Source organism: Nostoc sp. C96, from assembly GCF_059384975.1.
Map to the genome: position 1 here is coordinate 2,732,253 of NZ_CM182020.1, position 18,558 is coordinate 2,750,810.

General features: G+C 41.1%; 19 protein-coding genes. 5 read left to right on the forward strand and 14 right to left on the reverse strand.

Going from position 1 to position 18,558, the window contains the following annotated elements; translation table 11 throughout:
• Window positions 1-5: 5 nt before the first annotated feature.
• The 11 genes from AC504W_RS11755 to gvpN form a co-directional block, all read right to left on the reverse strand.
• Window positions 6-524 (reverse strand): chemotaxis protein CheW, encoded by a 519-nt coding sequence (locus AC504W_RS11755; RefSeq protein WP_494877859.1) that lies wholly within the window; start codon window positions 522-524, stop codon window positions 6-8.
• A gap of 14 nt (window positions 525-538) precedes the next feature.
• A complete protein-coding gene (locus AC504W_RS11760; protein WP_096576401.1) occupies window positions 539-901 on the reverse strand; it encodes a response regulator transcription factor in 363 nt (120 codons plus the stop codon).
• A 107-nt stretch (window positions 902-1,008) separates the two neighbouring features.
• Complete coding sequence (locus tag AC504W_RS11765) at window positions 1,009-2,319, reverse strand: response regulator (protein WP_494877860.1); 1,311 nt, start codon at window positions 2,317-2,319, stop codon at window positions 1,009-1,011.
• A gap of 436 nt (window positions 2,320-2,755) precedes the next feature.
• Complete coding sequence (locus tag AC504W_RS11770; RefSeq protein WP_494877861.1) at window positions 2,756-3,454, reverse strand: gas vesicle protein GvpC; 699 nt, start codon at window positions 3,452-3,454, stop codon at window positions 2,756-2,758.
• A gap of 78 nt (window positions 3,455-3,532) precedes the next feature.
• Entirely contained in the window at window positions 3,533-3,754 is a 222-nt protein-coding gene (gene gvpA / locus AC504W_RS11775; protein ID WP_073640805.1) for a gas vesicle structural protein GvpA, read from the reverse strand.
• Between the two features lie 240 nt (window positions 3,755-3,994).
• Window positions 3,995-4,684 (reverse strand): GvpL/GvpF family gas vesicle protein, encoded by a 690-nt coding sequence (locus AC504W_RS11780; protein WP_494877862.1) that lies wholly within the window; start codon window positions 4,682-4,684, stop codon window positions 3,995-3,997.
• A 157-nt stretch (window positions 4,685-4,841) separates the two neighbouring features.
• Window positions 4,842-6,665, reverse strand: coding sequence for an AAA family ATPase (locus AC504W_RS11785; protein WP_494877863.1), 1,824 nt, complete (start codon window positions 6,663-6,665; stop codon window positions 4,842-4,844).
• Between the two features lie 148 nt (window positions 6,666-6,813).
• Entirely contained in the window at window positions 6,814-7,584 is a 771-nt protein-coding gene (gene gvpF, locus AC504W_RS11790; protein WP_494877864.1) for a gas vesicle protein GvpF, read from the reverse strand.
• 145 nt (window positions 7,585-7,729) lie between these two features.
• Entirely contained in the window at window positions 7,730-8,164 is a 435-nt protein-coding gene (locus tag AC504W_RS11795; RefSeq protein ID WP_494877865.1) for a gas vesicle protein K, read from the reverse strand.
• Window positions 8,151-8,498 (reverse strand): gas vesicle protein, encoded by a 348-nt coding sequence (locus AC504W_RS11800; RefSeq protein ID WP_494877866.1) that lies wholly within the window; start codon window positions 8,496-8,498, stop codon window positions 8,151-8,153. The genes AC504W_RS11795 and AC504W_RS11800 overlap by 14 nt, the downstream gene beginning before the upstream one ends.
• A complete protein-coding gene (gvpN, locus tag AC504W_RS11805) occupies window positions 8,495-9,664 on the reverse strand; it encodes a gas vesicle protein GvpN (protein ID WP_494877867.1) in 1,170 nt (389 codons plus the stop codon). Before gvpN ends, AC504W_RS11800 begins: the two co-directional genes overlap by 4 nt.
• A 212-nt stretch (window positions 9,665-9,876) precedes the next feature.
• Between gvpN and AC504W_RS11810 the strand changes: the two genes are divergently transcribed.
• Both AC504W_RS11810 and AC504W_RS11815 read left to right on the forward strand, forming a co-directional pair.
• Window positions 9,877-10,128 carry a gas vesicle protein GvpG gene (locus AC504W_RS11810; RefSeq protein ID WP_494877868.1) on the forward strand — a complete coding sequence of 84 codons (252 nt, stop codon included), beginning with the start codon at window positions 9,877-9,879 and terminating at the stop codon, window positions 10,126-10,128.
• A gap of 116 nt (window positions 10,129-10,244) precedes the next feature.
• Entirely contained in the window at window positions 10,245-10,562 is a 318-nt protein-coding gene (locus AC504W_RS11815) for a hypothetical protein (protein ID WP_494877869.1), read from the forward strand.
• A 50-nt stretch (window positions 10,563-10,612) separates the two neighbouring features.
• On the opposite strand, the gene AC504W_RS11820 is transcribed toward AC504W_RS11815, so the two are convergent.
• Entirely contained in the window at window positions 10,613-11,650 is a 1,038-nt protein-coding gene (locus tag AC504W_RS11820) for a PDDEXK nuclease domain-containing protein (protein WP_494877870.1), read from the reverse strand.
• 243 nt (window positions 11,651-11,893) lie between these two features.
• On the opposite strand from AC504W_RS11820, the gene AC504W_RS11825 reads away from it, so the two are divergent.
• Entirely contained in the window at window positions 11,894-12,361 is a 468-nt protein-coding gene (locus AC504W_RS11825; RefSeq protein WP_494877871.1) for a pentapeptide repeat-containing protein, read from the forward strand.
• A gap of 116 nt (window positions 12,362-12,477) precedes the next feature.
• A complete protein-coding gene (locus tag AC504W_RS11830) occupies window positions 12,478-12,711 on the forward strand; it encodes a hypothetical protein (protein ID WP_494877872.1) in 234 nt (77 codons plus the stop codon).
• An 85-nt stretch (window positions 12,712-12,796) separates the two neighbouring features.
• On the opposite strand, the gene AC504W_RS11835 is transcribed toward AC504W_RS11830, so the two are convergent.
• Together AC504W_RS11835 and AC504W_RS11840 are read right to left on the reverse strand one after the other, a co-directional pair.
• Complete coding sequence (locus AC504W_RS11835; RefSeq protein ID WP_494877873.1) at window positions 12,797-13,081, reverse strand: hypothetical protein; 285 nt, start codon at window positions 13,079-13,081, stop codon at window positions 12,797-12,799.
• 45 nt (window positions 13,082-13,126) lie between these two features.
• Window positions 13,127-15,010 (reverse strand): ArsA family ATPase, encoded by a 1,884-nt coding sequence (locus tag AC504W_RS11840; protein ID WP_494877874.1) that lies wholly within the window; start codon window positions 15,008-15,010, stop codon window positions 13,127-13,129.
• 299 nt (window positions 15,011-15,309) lie between these two features.
• Here AC504W_RS11840 and AC504W_RS11845 point away from each other — a divergent pair, with 299 nt between their 5' ends.
• Entirely contained in the window at window positions 15,310-18,552 is a 3,243-nt protein-coding gene (locus AC504W_RS11845) for a WD40 repeat domain-containing protein (protein ID WP_494877875.1), read from the forward strand.
• The last annotated feature ends 6 nt before the right edge of the window (window positions 18,553-18,558 follow it).

The window sequence follows — 18,558 nt, forward strand, 5'->3', positions numbered from 1 at the left end:
GAGTGTTAAAGAGACTGAAGAGCTTGAATCACAGTATGGGTGTCAACTAACATCAAAGGGCTGCCTTGAGCATCCATAAAGTAACCCTGTAAGAAAGATTTGAGTCGGGCGGGTAACATCGATGCCGAAATCGCTAACCGTTCTTGGGAATCGTAAACTTCAATGGTATTGACTTGCTCTACCAACAGCCCGACAGTTTGATTCTGGACTTGAACAAGCATCGCCATACCAGAGTTGCGTACATTCTCTCGCCGACACCAGTGAGTTGCTCCCAGTAAACCTGCTAAATCAAGCATCCAGATAGCTTCTCCCCGCCAATTCATGATGCCTAACAAGAATTCTGCGGTCTGCGGCACTGGTAAAATCTCTGTAAGTGCAACTTGAATTACTCCCCGCAAATCGGCTAGTGGAAGTAAGCCATTTACCTTTCCATTTAACGGAAATCTTAAAAACCTCTGGTTGTTTCCTTGGGGAGAGTTTTCCAGAATGGGTGGCGCTCTAAAGCTATCATTGCCCTGTACCATTGCCCCAGTTTCCTTTAGCGAATAAATTTACTAACAGTCTGGAGCAAGGTATTTTCATCTACAGGTTTGACTAAATAGGCATCGGCTCCACTCATATTGCCCCAAGTTCTATCAACATCTGTGTTTTTCGTTGAGCAAATCACTACCGGGATTGCTTTTGTTATCGGATCGGCTTTCAACTTGCGGCAGAACTCAAATCCACTTTGGCCTGGCAAAATCAAATCCAGTAATATCAAGTCAGGTTTTTGTTGTTTTAACCGCAGTTGAGCTTCTTCACCACTGCGAACTTCATAAACTGAATATCCTCCTTGCTCTAAGAAACGTGTCATCTTTTCGGATTCTGTGAGACTATCTTCAACTAAAAGAACTTTTTTCATCTGTTAATGTCCTAAACACGTTGAGTGTTGCTATATAAATATTTTTTTGTCTCACGCCTAGACGCTCCAGGCGCAGAGAAAGAGATTGAAATTCGGATTTGTCTAACCTAAACGGTTAAATACTTGTGAAGCATATTGAGAACTTTTTCTGCCTCTACAGGTTTACCCAAAAAGTCAGTTGCCCCTACTAATTTCGCTCGCATCCGATCTACTATTCCATCTTTCCCAGTTAAGATGACAACCGGCACATCTTTGAGACTTGGAGTTTTACGGATTTGAGAACAAATTTCATAGCCATTTACTTTTGGCATCAAAAGATCCAAAAAAATGAAGTCGGGCTTGCTTTTAATGAGCTTTAAAACTGCCGTCAATGAGTCTTGAATACCAACAAAACGATAATTTTGATGGGTGAGAATTTCCTCTAAACTGCGGCAGATTACCGGACTATCATCTACACAGGCTACTAAAGGTCTTGAGACATCAATAATTGCTTTGCTTGCTGCTGGGGGTGCAGTTTGTATAACAGTGTTCTCTTCTATCTTCCGCGAAGAATTGAGATGATTAACTGTACTAGACGGACTGACAATTTGTTTGCTAGTCGCTGGGGGTGCAGTTTGGATAACAGTGTTCTCTTCTGTCTTGGGTGAAGAATTGGGATTATTAACTGCACTGGACGCGTTGCCAGTTTCCTGGCTAATCCCAACCTTTCTAGGGCTTGGACTGGGTGAAAAAGCGATCGCTCCTGCTTTTACTAATGGCATCAAGAACCGAGTCAAAGCTAAGACATCTCGATTGGTTTTTTGCCCTAGACCTCGTAAAGTTTTTGTGCCATCAACTAGAGAAATAATCTGTTTAAAGGATGCTTGTCCTTGGAGTAGTTCAAGTTTGTCAATGACAGGATATACATTGGGTGAGTAACTTGCCAGTCCTGCATCTCGCCATTCTTGCCAGGCTTGTGTAGCCTGTTTTAAAACTTCCTCAGTTGGTATTACAGCTAAGAGAAACCCAGGAACTGCACCAACAACGGTAGTAGGTGATAACTGCCCTGCTGGATTGTTGGCAATTCTTGTGGCTTCAATGTACTGCATTATATCAAACAGAACTTCAGCTATTAAGCTTGTAATCAGGCTAACAAGTTGTTGTTGTTCGATTAATTTTTGTTCTCGCAATTTAGCAAGAATGCAATACTCTCGATAACTTTCCTGGGGAGAGACAAGCCCTTCCAACTTTGCCACATCCAGAAGAGGACAGTACTGCGACAAGTATCGTCGCCATCGCTCATCGGCATTAGAACCGCCAGCCTGCCAAATTAATCGTCCTAAACGAAAATATAGCGTCCAACTCGGCCCGTCCTTGGCTCCAAGATTCAGTCTGCCTGTGAATAATTTAGTTTGAAGTTGCTCGATCAATTGATTCACAATGGATCGCACCTCCTCATATATCTTGAGTTTTGCATTTAGATTAGAATTTCTCAAACAATCCAGCTTATTAACCTCATCGTGCGATCGCCAATAGCACAGTTCAAAACCTCGATCTATCTACCCCAACTTGTTATTTCCAATCCGAATATTTTTAAAGTTCAAAGTCAGAAGCTCGAACAAAAATTTAAGCTCTTTTTCTAATTAGCAATAAGTTATATATATTACTTTGACAATGTTACATATATTGAAAATATTGCTTGTATAGATATAGTTGCAATACAGACCTTGAAAAGATGGAAATGTTGAATACTACAAAGCATAGACCAGCTTTAATGCTTATCGATTGTGTACTATACCTGCTGAATAAAAAAGGCACAAACGATCACCTAATTGCTAGTCTGCAAATATAAAAAGTCAGCTTGAATCAAGTTTATTAAGAAATTGCTTGTTGCCGAATAAAGTATTGGCGATCGCGTTGTTCTAGTATCCCTTGTTTGATCAAGGAGCGCAGGATATCTATCGCTTGCACCCGGCTTAAGCCTATCACCTCTTCAATTTCTATCAGAGTAGCTCCTTCAGCTTGCTGAATGTATTGCTGCACTTTGGATCTAAGAGTATCTGTATTTGACGCAGGCACTTTCCTAGTCATGGTATTGACGGCAGGACGAAAACCAGAGGTTTTAATTGCAGAACGAGACATTGCCCATTTTGGAACTGTTGCCACTAATTTCTCTGTTTTAGCAGGAGGTGGGGCAACTAGTTGTTCATGAGTGCGCTCGCCCCAAACATTTTTATGTAAAGTTGCCCGAAAACTTTGCAAATCTTGGAACAATGCCTGAGCCTTTGCTGCCCGTTGTTGACGGTATTCTTGCTGGCGTTGGCAGACATCTGTTTTTATTTGCAATATTTCTAATTGCCGTTCTACAATCTCTTGCTGAAATTGCTGCTGTTGTAACTTTCTGTTGTTGTGTAGGCTGCTAACAAAACTGCTCAATTCTTGATGAAGCAAATCTGCTTGCAGCTGCAATTCTTGTTGAGTTAGCTGTTTCCACTGGTTAACTTGTTGGCGGCGTTCAGCAGTTATTTGCAATCGCTGCGATCGCTCTTTTTCCCATAAATTTTTGAGAGCCATCAGCTGAAATCTCCTATTTTGTTAACTAGAAACATTAAATGGGAGCCATAAATTAAGACTCCCTTTTTTAATGTGGTGTTAAGCAGCAGATGGAACAGCAGCCTGAGATGTTAAACCAACTGCCTCTGCATATCTTAAGTAAGTTTCAACTGAAGCAATAACAATCCGAGCTTCTATTGCTAGCAGTTCAATACCAACTAAAGAAACACGCACCCAAGCATCAACTACAATTCCTTTGTCTAAAATGCGGTCAATAACTTCAGCCAGACTTGAAGATGAGTTAACTTTTTCAACAGCCATTTTCTTTTCCTCTCACAACTCTAATTATTGGTTTCAACTTGCTCCGCGCGAGCAGTAGGTAAAACTTACACAATGTGTTTTATTCTTCCTGAGTTTAGTGTTCCCAAAAACATAAGATAAATAAAAGAAAATAAAAAAATACTAAAAAGTTAACAATATTTTTTAGACAACAAAAATAAAAGAAAAAATCAAGATGAGATGATTTTTCTTGACAAGCTTTAAATATTATTTTTTATAAATTTATATGAGAGTATTTTGGAGAAAATGATACGGTGGCAGAGGTTCGCTCAGTGCCAATTGCCAGCGCGATGATTGTACTTGCCAAAGGGGAAATTGCTGCGTACTGACCGTTGAATTGTTGCGCTGTGCTAAAAAGTGGATTTGTCGCACATCTGGCTGTCGAGTCTCACAGGTAACGTTTGTATAGGTTTTGAGAATTAACTGATTCAAGAGTTCCCACTGTTCGCATTGTTGTGCTTGAAATGCTTGCTGTGTTTGGTAGCGTTGTTTTTTAGCTAATAGATAGGCTTTTCCTTTAGCATCAATAGTGTCAGACGCATCAGACAAATTACAGGGTGTAGCTTTTAAAGTGTACTCAACTTTATCTGCTAGGTGAATTAGGGTTTCTAGATATTGCTGTTGGTGCTTTTCTAGATGATTGAGCAGTGTTTCTTGCGAGGTAAAACCGTTCCCAAAGCGTAGGGGAAGAAGGGGAGTTTGTTGAAAAAGTTCTCGAATTACGCGATCGTGGGTTAATACAGATTGAAGCAAACGCTCATCCGTCGTTTGTAATGCTTCCAGTGAGATTTCCGGCTCTACGATCGCGGCTAAACCAGAAGAATAAACGAGTTCAGTATTCCTTTCCATCCCTACAGGGAGAACAAGCGGTGATGCGATCGGTACTAGAAGAGCATAGGCGTATATTGACATAAGTTAGGTCGGCGTGAATGTTTATCGTTGAGAGGAGGCAGAGACTAGACTTCTTGCAGAAGTCGGGAAAAGGGGAAGAGGGGAAAGGTTTGTTATTTTCCCTTTAACCTTTTCCCTTTTCCCACCTCTTCCAAAAAGAACTTTTGCAAGAGGTCTACTATTCAGATTGGTGTTGATTAGCAAGCATCTGATATGTAACTTGGAAATCATCATTTGTAATCTGAATTAGGCTAGAGTCGCTTAATCCCTGGGCGCGGTAGCGACGAATTGCGCTTAAAGCAGCTTGATTGCTCAATAAAGCCAAATCTGCCCCATTCCAGCCCTCGGTAACTGTCGCCCAGGTTTCTAAATCGACATCAACCAGGGGACGATCTAGATTGTGAACTCCTAAAATCGCTAATCGACTGGCTCGATCTGGTAGATCGATTTTGATTTGTAAGTCCAATCTTCCGGCTCTGAGCAAGGCAGGATCGAGGGTTTCTGGACGGTTGGTTGCTCCTACTAATAATACTTTCGGGCATTCATGCAATCCATCCAATTCGGTGAGCAGTTGACCGACAACGCGATCGCTAACTCCAGAATCGCCAGTGAATCGTCCCCGTGCTGGTGCTAGGGTATCAATTTCATCTACAAACACAACGCAAGGCGCTGCTTGTCGAGCTTTGCTAAAGAGTTCTCTGACTGCTTGTTCTGCGGCTCCTACCCATCGGCTGAGTAATTCCGGGCCATTGACAGCAATAAAGTTAGCTCTAGCCTGGGAAGCGATCGCTTTTGCCAGTAATGTTTTTCCCGTTCCCGGCGGCCCCCACAACAGAATCCCACGCGGAGGCTTGGCTTTGGTTTGCTCGTATAGTTCGGGATATAGAAGTGCGCCCTCTACAGATTCTTGAAGTTTTTGTTTCACCTCATCCAAACCACCAATATCATCCCAGCTGACATTTGGTGCTTCAACTGCTACAGACCTGAGAACTGAGGGTTTTATCTCCTTAATTGCTTCGAGAAAATCCTGCTGCATGATAGTCATGTTCTCAGGAATGGGACTGTTGAGCGAGGGGACTTGACGACGCAGGGCAATATAGGCTGCTTTTTGACAAAGAGCTTTGATATCTGCACCGACAAAACCGACAGCCAAATCAGCGATCGCTCCTAAATCAACCGAAGTCTCCAAGGGCATGGCACTTGTTAAAATAGTGAGAATTTCCAATCGTCCATTGCGATCGGGAACTTGAAAATGAACTTCGCGATCAAAGCGTCCCGGACGACGCAGTGCAGGATCGAGGTAATCGGGACGATTTGTTGCTGCTAATACAAGTACGCCCTCAGTTTTGGCAAACCCATCCATTAACCCAAGCAACTGCGCCACTAGTCTTTTTTCAACTTCACCTTCCACTTGGCTGCGATCTGGGGCGAGACTGTCAATTTCATCAATAAATATCAGACAGGGAGCAGAACGAGTTGCTTTCTCAAAAATGCTTCGCAAACGAGCTTCTGCTTCCCCGTAATACTTGCTCATCACCTCTGGGCCATTAATGGCAATGTAGTTTAACTCTAACTCTTCTGCCAAAACACGGGCTGTTAAAGTTTTTCCCGTACCGGGCGGGCCAACTAGCAAAACCCCACGCGGAGGCTCTAATCCTAATTTTGCCAATAAATCTGGGCGTTTTAGGGGAATTTCAACTAACTCTCTGATTTCCTTGAGAACATCACCCAAGCCGCCGACACCTTGCCAAGAAGCTTTTGAGTTCTTATTAGCTGATGGGGGGGTGACATCAGCATCATCCATTGGTGTAGCTGCATCGGTGGAATTAGATCGGACTCGGCTGGAACTATTTTTTCTCGGAATACTGCCTTGTCGGGGAATACTACTGAGATTATGAGAGCGAATTTGAATAGAAGTTTTTAACTCTCCTTTCTCTACTTTTTCTTCTAAAGCTTTGGCAATTTCTAATAACTGTTCAAATCCTTTAAATATGTCGTCCATTGATTTTATTTAAATAGGGACTGGGGATTGGGGATTGGGGACTGGGTGAAAAATCTTGTTGTGTCTTGTTGCTATAAAGTAAGAAAAGTTTAATTTCCCAAAAATTCCCAAGTTTCAATAATCTTTGATTTTCAATTTTTATTGCTGTTTAGTTGGAACTGAATAATCGCAGACGAGCAAAGTTAAAGGGGGCAGTGAAATTGTTGTAGCGAATTCGCAAACGTTCTTCAAATTGGCGATCGAGTGCTTCAACCTGTTGGCTAAATTGTGATTCTGCTTCCCAAGGAATTAGATAGGCTGCGTTGTAAATCATTGTGTCCATTTGGGGACTATTTTCCACCACATCGATCGCAATGGAATTGAGCGTGCCTTGAAATAAATTTATAATGCCTTGTTTGCGATCGCTCATTCCCTGTTCGATGGCTTGTCCTATTTGGATTACCTGCTCCATACTCAGAGGTTGACCTGCTAGCTTATCCCTTTCGGTTTTGAGATTTGGGTGTTCTGCTAACAATCCCTGAATTTCTACCTCGGTATCCCAAAAAACTTTGACACTAACTTCTCGGCGACCTGATAACTTTGCTAGCAATTGCGTCAATTCTTCTTGATGAGGACGAATTAATTGTTGTGAAAACGTTTCCCAGCTAGCAACCAAAAGTCCAAATTGCACGGGTAGTAAATTGCGTTGGCGTAGCCCGTCGTAGACATCGCCTGCTTGCATGATTTCCTCAAGGACTTTCTCATGACTTAGCAGGTTACGACGGCTTGCCAAATAACGCTCCTGCTGTGCTTCAGAGTAGATTACTGCAAAACCATCCAAAATTTTTATTTGTACGGGTTGCCGATCTAAGCCCTCTAAATTTAAGTTTTCTGGAGCAGGCAAGGTCAAAATACCATAAATGTAAAAGCCGTAACTCATAAGAATGTATTACCAAGAAGAATGTAAGTTATCTAGTTAAGGAAGGGAACAGGGAACAGGGAATAGGGAACAGAGAAGGAATATAGCGATTTTAGCCGTGTTAAAAGTATCTAGTTATTTATATTTAGGTAGCTAGATAAATAAATTACAGGGGTTTAGAAGTGAGTACTAACCTTAACTTGGCATGAACTAAGTTTAATTGAGCCAGTCCTAAGTCCAAGTCACCTTCAACCACCACACCTGTATTTAATAGGCGATCGAGGAGTTCTAGAATAGAGGGTTGACTGGAGGTTTCACCAGGGTAGTATCCTCCAGATTGGGGAAGTAAAGTTCCCATTTCACCCAAGTTAATATTTAGATCCGCTGGGTCAATATCAAATACCTCGCAAAGCTTAACAACCTGTTGTTCAAGCTGTCGCAGGCTTTCGGCAGCCCGATCTAACTCAGAGTCGTTGAGGATGCCAGCATCCATGCGCCGAATCACCTGAGCTTCCATGAGCTGGCGTATCAGTTCAACAACCGTCAATAACAACGGTGCTAAACCTGAATCGGAACCTTTTGATTTGCTAATCGCCTGCATTCTGATGATGAATAGGATTGAGTGCTTTGAGCGATCGCAGTTCTGTTTCTAGACTGGCAACACGCTCTTGAAGTTGTTGATTAGTTGTTAATAAGGAACGAGCTTGACTATTAAGATAGGGGTCGCTCTCCCACCAATTAATTCCAATCTCTTTGGCTTTATCAACAGAAGAAATCAACAAACGAATTCGGATGTTGAGTAGTTCTGTGGAGCCGACGGAAACAGAAATATCTCCTGCAATCACAATGCCTTTATCTAGAACTCGTTCGAGAATATCTGCCAAGGTAGAACCTTGAGTTGCTGTGATCACTCCCCGATTAGTATTAGTACTCATTTGTTTATTAAATGGCCAGAATCAAAAGCCACTTGTGATATGTTCGGCAGTTCAGTGCCTTGCATTTGCAATAATACTCCCTGCTCTCTGAGAGACTTGAGTGCAGCCACAATTTGACTGCGATCGATCCCTAATTCTGCTGCCAAATCAGAGAAACGCCTTCCCGGAGATTTGCACAGGTAGTTATAGACTTCATGCTCGTAAGGTACTCGTTGTTCCAATACAATCTGATTTTGGCTGTCTGGTATTATCTCTTCTGCTGGCTGAGATTGAGTATTTGTACTATGATACAATTCACGCAAAACCTCTTCCAGTAGCCGAGTTGCTTCCATACGAGGTTGATTCGTGCGAGAAAGCAAGACATCAGCACAAATATCTTGGAAGTTAGGCTCTTCAAAGTTTACAGAAATTTCGTGTTCGTGGCAGATTCTAGCAATCATCAGACAGGAACGTAATCCACCGCCTTGTCCAGAGCCAGAGCGACTCCAAAACATCCGCACCAAGCGCACGATTTTGTCTGCTTTCTCAGAATCTATGCCTGTTTTATGAACTACAATCTCCTGCTGAGTTAGTTCATCAGGTGGAGGCATATCGATGGTAATAACACGATCCATCAAAGCATCCTGAGTTGCATGGACTCCACAATACTCTTGAGGATTTGATGTTAAGATTGCCCGAAACTGGGGATGAACCCGGATATACTCGGCTCGATGTTGGTTTGTTGGCAAGACTAACAACCTCTCCTCAAGTACGGAAAGTAAAACGTTATTTACCTCCGGGTGCGATCGGTTGAATTCGTCGTAAACCAGCGTAAATCCTTCTTTACAAGCTAGGGTTAATCGGGCATCAACCCAATGTTGTCGAAGTTCATCCTCAACTTTCACAACGCTGTGAATGAAGTTATCAACAACCTTTTTACGGGTATAACCTAATTGATTGCCAATCAAATCTGAGGTTTTAAACTCATCATCTCCAAATAAGAGGATGATAGGCTGGTTGAGCAAATCAGCTAGATGCATTGCCAGAGTAGTTTTTCCGACTCCAGCCGCACCACGTAAATGTACTGAAAAACCTGACTGTAGATAGCGCAAAGCACGTTGAGCGACGCGTTGAACAGCAGGGGTATTGACAAATCGCTGGGGAGATGCATTTAATACTGTTGTCAAGCTCTAAGTACCTCCTAAATAGTAATTTTCTAAAAAAGTAATTTTTTGCACATCGGATATATAAAATACGGATGTCAATAAGCCTTAACTGGACTCAAATCCAACACATTTTGGCATCAACACAAGACTAGTAATGTTTAATATCTATGTCATCAGCATGATTACGGTCTTGCGAGGACAGCTTTAATAAATCTACACGGGTGTAAACTAATATGGTTCTGCGCTTTTTACTATTACCGATTACCGGCCCATTAATGGGGGTAACATGGCTTGGGGAAAAAATTTTAGAACAAGCAAGTACTGAAATTGATGATAAAGAAAATCTCAGCAAGCAGCTTCTTGCACTGCAACTTGCTTTTGATATGGGAGAAATTGCGGAAGAAGAGTTTGAAATCCAGGAAGAAGCGCTTTTATTAGCAATTCTGGAAGCAGAAAAGCAAGAACGCGATCGCACACAAGAGTAAGGCAGGAGGCAGAGGAGGAACTACACCCCCGATCGCGAGGCTTTTTTCATCGAATTGAATCTGCGATGTGTGGATGAGAGAAAATATAAGTATCGCGATTCCGAATATAATCAGCCATGACTGAAACCAAACCCACTCGTACCGCACGTAGGGGACGAATATTCCCCGAAATTCAGTGGAATGAAGAACAAAAAGCACGACATGAAGCCGAACGCGAGGCTTTTTACCAACGTTGTAAACCTATTTTTGATCTAGTCAAATCAGAATTAATTGAAACTCACTACAACTGGTTTGTTGCAGTTGAACCGGATAGTGGAGAATATTTTGTTGATAAAGATTTAGAAGTAGTTTCATTACGGTGTCGCAAACAGCATCCAGGCAAAATCCATTATGCTTTTCGGATTAATGAGTCTGGGGCTTGCGGCACAGTATAATGATGAGTTTAAAAAATATTCGAGCAAGCATTGTAGATTAACCTACACTACTACTCCTTTTCTTCATTATCTACTTCTACAGACAAATTCTCCAATTCTGCTTCCAACTGCTCAATAGTTGGTAAATTTGTTTGTAACTCTTTGGGCAGTGATTTAGTAAGTTTAGTTTGCCATTCAGCAATACCAATTGGTTTATTGACATCACGCAGTGCATACTCAGCAATAATATTATCTTTACTTGCACACAAAATTAAACCAATTGAAGGACTGTCTATAGGAGATTTAAGTAAATCATCTACAGCCGAAAGATAAAAATTTATTTTTCCTGCATACTCAGGTTTAAATTTACCTGTTTTCAGTTCAATTACTACAAAACAATGTAATTTTACATGATAAAAAAGCAGGTCTATATAAAAATCTTCATTTCCAACTTTTAAATTATATTGCTGTCCAACAAAGGCAAATCCTATACCTAATTCTAAAAGAAATTGGGTAATATGTTTAACAAGCTCTTTTTCTATTTCTCGTTCTTGTGCTGCTTCTCCTAAAGTTAAAAAATCAAAAACGTAAGGGTCTTTTAAAGTCTCTCTAGCAATGTCTGACTGAGAAGAGGGTAATATAGCATCAAAGTTATTGACAGCTTTTCCCTGACGCTCAAAAAGTCTATTGTCTATTTGTAGAGTTAAAATATTACGACTCCAACCATTTTCTATGGTCTTCTGGATATACCATTCTCGCTCAAAATTATTTTTCACTTTCTCTAAAATTACACAGTTATGAAACCAGGGAATTAGTGCAGCAGCCTGCTGCACAATTTGTTCATCTGGGTAAGCTTCAGCAAAAGCCCGCATATACTTCAGGTTACGTGCTGAGAATCCTTTCATCTCCGGGAAGGCTTCTTTTAAGTCCCTGGCAAGACGTTCGATAACTTTTGTTCCCCATCCCTGTTGTTGTTGTCGAAGAAGAATATCTCGCCCAATTTGCCAATAGAGCAATATCAATTCGCGGTTAATAGATAATGCCGCTCGTACCTGGGCGTTGCGTATGCGTTCTTTTAGCCCCCGCAAGAAATTGTCATAATTGTCCATTTCGGTTAATTCTTTACCAGCTTACTGATAAATTATTGCCCCAACAGTGTACTTTCTACTTGTTTGCGATCTAACTTGTCAACTTGTAAACATTTAAATATATTAACGTCTACACAAGTTTATACGATCGCATCTGGTGATTTGAAAGCCAAAGTTATTGGTAAAAGCTGGCGAGTTACCCACAATATATGCTTGACTGTACAATTGTATTATAGTACAATTGTACTTATTTTATGTAAAAAAATGACTAACAAAATACACTTGAGCTTACTGCAAAATGGAGAGGAGTGGAACAATAGAGTGGACTTAGATCCAAACTTTAAAGCCGATCTTAGTGATGCTGACCTTTCTGGACAAGATTTTTCTTATAGAAATTTTACAGGTGCTAATTTAGCTAATGTTAACTTTAATAAATGCAATTTAACAGGAGCTAATTTTGAGAAAGCTAATTTAGTAGGGGCTAAATTAAAAGGAGCTAAATTATTATCAACGTATTTTATTGAGGCTAATTTAAGCAGTGCTGATTTGAGTCCTTACGAAGAAACTATCGGGAATATAGTAGAAGCTATAAAAACAGATAGTAGCCTTGCAAACTTTACTGGTGCTATTACAGATAAAGCAAATTTTACTGATGTTATATTTTTCAAAACAACTATGCTAGATGGTAGTTTGCATACTTCACACTATTCTGTACAGGATTTGATTTCCTAAAATAGAGAGCGAAGGCAATGAGAATGATATGGGCAAAAGTTTTATTTAATTTACCATTACCAGAAATAGTTTGATAAATTTTGTAGATTCCATCAAGAATATCCGGTAAAACGAAAATGACAGAATCAAAAGAGATATGTACAGTCTATCTGGGAACTTGTGACAAAGATAATGATTATACATTATATGAAGATGGGAGGGTAAAACGTTTTTTTGATGAAAATATGTGGAAGTGCAATTTAACAGATTGGCTTGAGGCAGGAAGCTTAAAAGATGATGTAAAGAAAGCTTTGCTTAATGAATGTCCTGAAGAACTAAAAGAAAAAGCTAAAAAACTGCTTTATCCATAGCACTAAAACGCTTGATTGGTAAGGATTCTAAAAGCCAATTGTTCGCAACTTCCTTGCGAACAATTGGCAGATGAAATCTTAGTACTTAATATTCCAATGTTATGGTGTTGAATTTTGGTGTATTGTCCTCTAAGTCAGTATTTGCTTGCTGATCGGTGATGTCTTCTTCAGCAATGATTTGACTATTTAAAATAGCAAGACGCTGCTGAATCTGATGTCGGCGTGCTTCGAGTTTCTGTAGTTCCTGCTCTAAACGCTCTTTTTCCAACATCATTTTGTAAGCATTTAAGTAAACTCTTGCTTGTGAACGTTGAGGAGGCATTGAGCTAAGTTTGGCTTGAATTTGTCCGCGATTTGGAGTGCGATGCATAATAAATTTCTCTTTGGGTATGAAAGTATTTAGTCTAATTAGCCGTTAAAATAAACAGTTGGCGGCTGCTTGGATGCGTTCTAAAGGCTGAACTGAGCGAGGAAGCGCTGGTAAGCGAACCATTGTCAAACCTGGAAAATCGCAATTAATGGTGGCTGTAGAAGTAAAGCGGTTTAGAACAAGGTAATTCTGGCTTACACCTATTTCTTGCAGAGATTTGAACAAGCGATGTTGTTCAGCAAGTACACTAGTCTGGTTAAGCGTAACTCCAATGAACTCTGCTTGCTGTGGGTCTTTTAGCACTTTTTGGGCTTTGACTACGCGCTGTCGTAAAATTCGTAAACGCCCCATAAACTCTGTACGACCAAGGACATTTTGATACTTGATCCAGAGTTTGAAAATCCAGGCTAGCCAGTCTGCTAGTGCAGTTGGCATTTCTAGAAAACGCAGAAGATGACCTGTAGGAGCAGTGTCTAAAATAATCAAGTCTTCTTCTTGTTGCTCTAGCAATTCCATTACTGTTAACAGGGAAAGCATTTCATCAATCCCTGGTAAAGCTTGCTCGACAATTTTGCGCCACGCAACAGGAGCATAGGCCATTTCAATGGCTTCGCTTGTTTGGGTTTCGCCACTCATCATTTCGGCCAGTTCCCACAGGTAATCGGCTCTGAATCGATCGAGAATGCGATCGCTATCTACTTCCTGACCTCGAAGATTAGGAGTTATTTGATACGGTTCGTGTCCTAAACTCAGACCAAAGGCATCACCTAAGGAATGAGCAGGATCGATAGAAACCATACGAATTTTGCGATCTGGATGTTTTTGAGCCATCGCCCAACCAATGGCTGCTGCTACTGTGGTCTTGCCTACTCCACCTTTACCACCAATTAGTAACAGGCGGCGACCTTGGGTGAGAAAATCTCCAAAGCTAGGAGGAATTGTTTCCGGCCATTGAACTGGGAGTAGATCGATAGGAGATGGCGGTTCAAGCTGAGGAACATGGATTTGGTCGATCAGATGGCTGAGAGCTACAATTCCCAAAGGCTCCCGATCTTGCTGCGGCACGATAAAAATCGGCTTTCCGTTAGCAAGAGCCGTATACTCACCGATGAGCGGTTGTTGTTCTTGGTAACGATCGCGGTCAGTTGCACTGGTAAGGACTTGATTGACAAACAACCCTCCGCAAGGCATCTGCATGGTTTGTAAGGCTTCTAGGAATCGTTTTGACTCCAACCAACTCATTGGTTCGGCGATCGCAACTAACAAACAAGCTGTATGCTTAGGATCTTGAAGGAGACGACGACCTTGGGAAAGTTCAGCTTTCAGCGTTTGCAAAAATTCGTCAGCGCGGTCGGGTGTGTAACTCCCGGCAAAGGTCTTACTAATATACCGATGCTTTTCTTGAAACAGTTCCAGAGAGTGGAGGAAAGTGTCTAAAAAATCCATCAATCCAAACAAGTTGAGAGTATGACCGCTAGGAGCCATATCAACTACTACTCGATCAACCTGCTGCTCGTTGAAAAGACGTTGGATCTCTAACAAACCCATCAACTCGTCCAGTCCAGGCCAATTTAAATCCCAAATTGGATGCAAGTCTTCGCCTTCAACAAAACTACCTCTTTCCACTAAAAGTTCTAAAACCTGACCGTAACGTTCTTTGAACTTTTGTAGCAAAAGCTTTGCATCCAACGCCCTTACTAGTAAATTGGGTAGTTCCGCTATGGGACGAGGAATGTCATCAACGCTAACTTGTAAGACATCTCCAAGAGAGTGAGCCGGATCGGTTGAGATTAAAAGAATTTTCTCGTTGACAAATTTCTGCGCCCAACGATATGCAAAGGTGCAGGAGATTGTTGTTTTTCCGACTCCACCTTTGCCGCTAAACATCGCAAGGTGTAGGTTATCAAAAAGTTCCATCTCGTTTGTCATTTCCGGCGTTTTAGGATAAAGTTACTACATATTTTTGAAATTTACTTAAGTAATTTTGCTGAATAAAGCTATTTAAAACCTTAATTTTTTACGATTGGACGAGGAACTATAGCAATTCCTAGTTTAGTGAGCTATAGAACCAATATTTTTAAACGCAGAGGAGTACAGAGGAAAGCGCAGAGGTACGCAAAGGTTTAGCCAAGTTTATTAGCAATGTACTTAGTACCTCAACAGATTAAGAAATGCTATATAACTGAGGGAAAGATTTAGCCAGGGGTGTCCAAAGGCAAGGAGATAAGATGGTTAGCAGTTATGAAGGCGATATAAATATTGGATGTAATGTTCAAGGTATTTCTGAATACAACTTTTTTTCTGATAGTAAGTCTGAGGACATTCATCGTTGTCCACTCAAACTAGACTCTCCCTACTTAGGGTTAAAAACTTTTGAAATTAAAGATAAAGACAAATTTTTTGGTCGGGAGAAGTGGATTGCTGAGATTAGCGATCGCTTAAAAAAAGATGATGTGTTTTTGCTTTTAGGAGAAGCATATAGTGGCAAGTCATCATTAATTATAGCAGGTTTAATTCCTCATTTAGGCTATTATAAAAATTCTTTAATTAATATAACTTTTCAGCCAGAGGGCAATCCTTTTAAATCTCTATATAAATGTCTTGATTTTACATATACAAGAAAATTAAAAATAGCGGACTTTAGTCAAGACTTTAGAGAAGATACCTTAGTTAAAATTGTCACTTTACTCAAACAAAATTATGAGTGCGTTCTGATTTTTATTGATAGATTTGAAAAACTATTTACGAAAACTCCAAAGCCGGAACGTGACAAATTTGTTAATAATCTGTTTCAATTAATCCAGCAGCAGGATAGCTCTGTCAAAATTGTTTTAACAATGCAATCTAATTTTTTGGATAGATTTAGTGAGTATCCGCAACTTGCGAACATCCATGATCGCTATAGTTGTATACTGACTAGAATGAGCGATGATGAATTAAAGTTAGCGATCGCTGAACCTGCTGCTAGAAACGGCGTTACCTGTGAACCAGGACTAATTGAGCAAATTATTCATGATTTTCACCAACAAGGTGATTCTTTACCACTTCTGCAATACACTCTAGATGTACTCTGGAAAAGCGAAAATATTCAAAACCGGGTTCTACAAACAAAGACTTACAAAGAACTAAAAGAGCAAATATTTGGTGATTTCAGCGAACAAGCTAATCAATTTCTTAATCCTAGTCTTGGATGGTACGATTCCCATTTGAAAGAAAAGGAACAAGAGATTCAAAAATTAAACCTTGCACTGACTGAATCAAAACTGCGCGAACAATCCGCTAGGGTTTTGAATTTACTTCCCGTCCAACCGCTAGAAGGTTTGGTACTGGCAATTCAAACAATGGGTGAGAATCTAGAGAAATACCCAAACCAGCTTCTAGCTCCTGTTTTGGGAAGTTTAAAAGAAGCAACGAACACACCTACAGAAGCAAATAGCTTACGCGGACACGAGCAAGAGGTAAGTTGTCTAGCCTTTAGTCCTGATGGCAAGTTTATTGCCAGTGGCAGTAGTGATTCTACTATATGCTTGTGGAATATCATTGCTAATCCTACTGCTCAATTTTTGCTGGGACACGAGCAAGAGGTGAATTGTCTAGCCTTTAGTCCTGATGGCAAGTTTATTGTTAGTGGCAGTATTGACGGAATTTTGTGTTTATGGGATCTACAAGGTAATTTCATTACTCAACAGTGGCAGGGGCATGAGGAAGGAATTATTGCCGTCGCCTTTAACTCAAATAGCGATTCTGTTGTCAGTGTTAGTTTTGACGGAACGGTGTGTTTGTGGGATTTACAAGGTAACGCCATTACTCAACCTTGGCGCGGACAGAAGGAAGGAGTTATTTCCGTCACCTTTAGCCCAAATAGCGATTCTATTATCAGTGTTGGTTTTGACGGAACGGTGTGTTTGTGGGATTTACAAGGTAACGCCATCGCTCAACCCTGGCACAAACATGAGGCAAAAATTATTTGCGTTGCCTTTAGCCCCGATCGCAAGTTTATTATCAGTGGTAGTAGTGATTCTACAGTGCGGTTGTGGGACATCCAAGGTAATCCCATCGGTCAACCTTGGCGCGGGCATGAAGGGCGCGTAAATTCTGTCGCGTTTAGCCCTGATGGTAAGTTTATTGTCAGTGGTAGCTGCGATCGCACAATACGCTTATGGGATATTGATGGCAACCCCATAACTCAACCTTGGCGGGGACATGAAGGACAGGTTAATTCCCTAGCCTTTAGTCCCGATGGCAAGCTGATTATCAGTGGTAGCGATAAAACTGTGCGTTTGTGGGAGCTAGATCAAATACTACAAGATCGGGTCATCGGGCGATCGCAACGCAAATATGAGAATTGGGTCAATTTTGTCGCCTTTAGTCCTGATGGCAAGTGGATTATTACTGCTAGTAATGATTCTACAGTGCGCTTGTGGGATATTGAAGGCAACCCCATCGGTCAACCTTGGTGCGGACATGAAAAAGAAGTGAATTCTGTCGCCTTTAGTCCTGATGGCAACTGGATTGTTAGTGCCAGCAATGATTCTACAGTGCGCTTGTGGGATATTGAAGGTAACGCAATTGGTCAACCTTGGCGCGGACATGAAAAAGAAGTGAATTCTGTCGCCTTTAGTCCGGATGGCAAACTAATTATCAGTGGCAGTAATGATTCTACAGTGCGCTTGTGGGATATTGAAGGTAACGCAATTGGTCAACCTTGGCGCGGACATGAAAAAGAAGTGAATTCTGTCGCCTTTAGTCCTGATGGCAACTGGATTGTGAGTGCTAGCAATGATTTTACAGTGCGCTTGTGGGATATTGAAGGTAACGCAATTGGTCAACCTTGGCGCGGACATGAAAAAGAAGTGAATTCTGTCGCCTTTAGTCCTGATGGCAACTGGATTGTGAGTGCTAGCAATGATTTTACAGTGCGCTTGTGGGATATTGAAGGCAACCCCATTGGTCAACCTTGGCGCGGGCATGAAAAAGAAGTCAATTCTGTTGCCTTTAGTCCTGATGGCAACTGGATTGTGAGTGCCAGCAATGATTTTACAGTGCGCTTGTGGGATATTGAAGGCAACCCCATTGGTCAACCTTGGCGCGGACATGAGTATTGGGTAAATTCCGCAGTTTTTAGCCCTGATGGTCAACTGGTTGCCAGTGGTAGTCTTGATGGAACAGCGCGCTTGTGGCACTGTGGGTGGCAAGAGTGGTTGCAAGTTTGCTGTAACAGGTTAAATTATCATCCAGTCTTTCAAAATCCTGAAAATGGCAGTGATGCAGAAATTGCCTACCAAACTTGTCAAAAATATGTATGGAATCCACAATGCTTTAAAAAGTTGAACAACCAAGGTGCAGTCAAGTTAAAAGATAAACTTTATTTACCAGCTTTGGAGAACTTCAATCAAGCAATTCAACTTAATTTTACATCACACTGGAAACATCGCCTTGCTTGGCAGTCAGTACACACAGATAATCAATAACTTGAA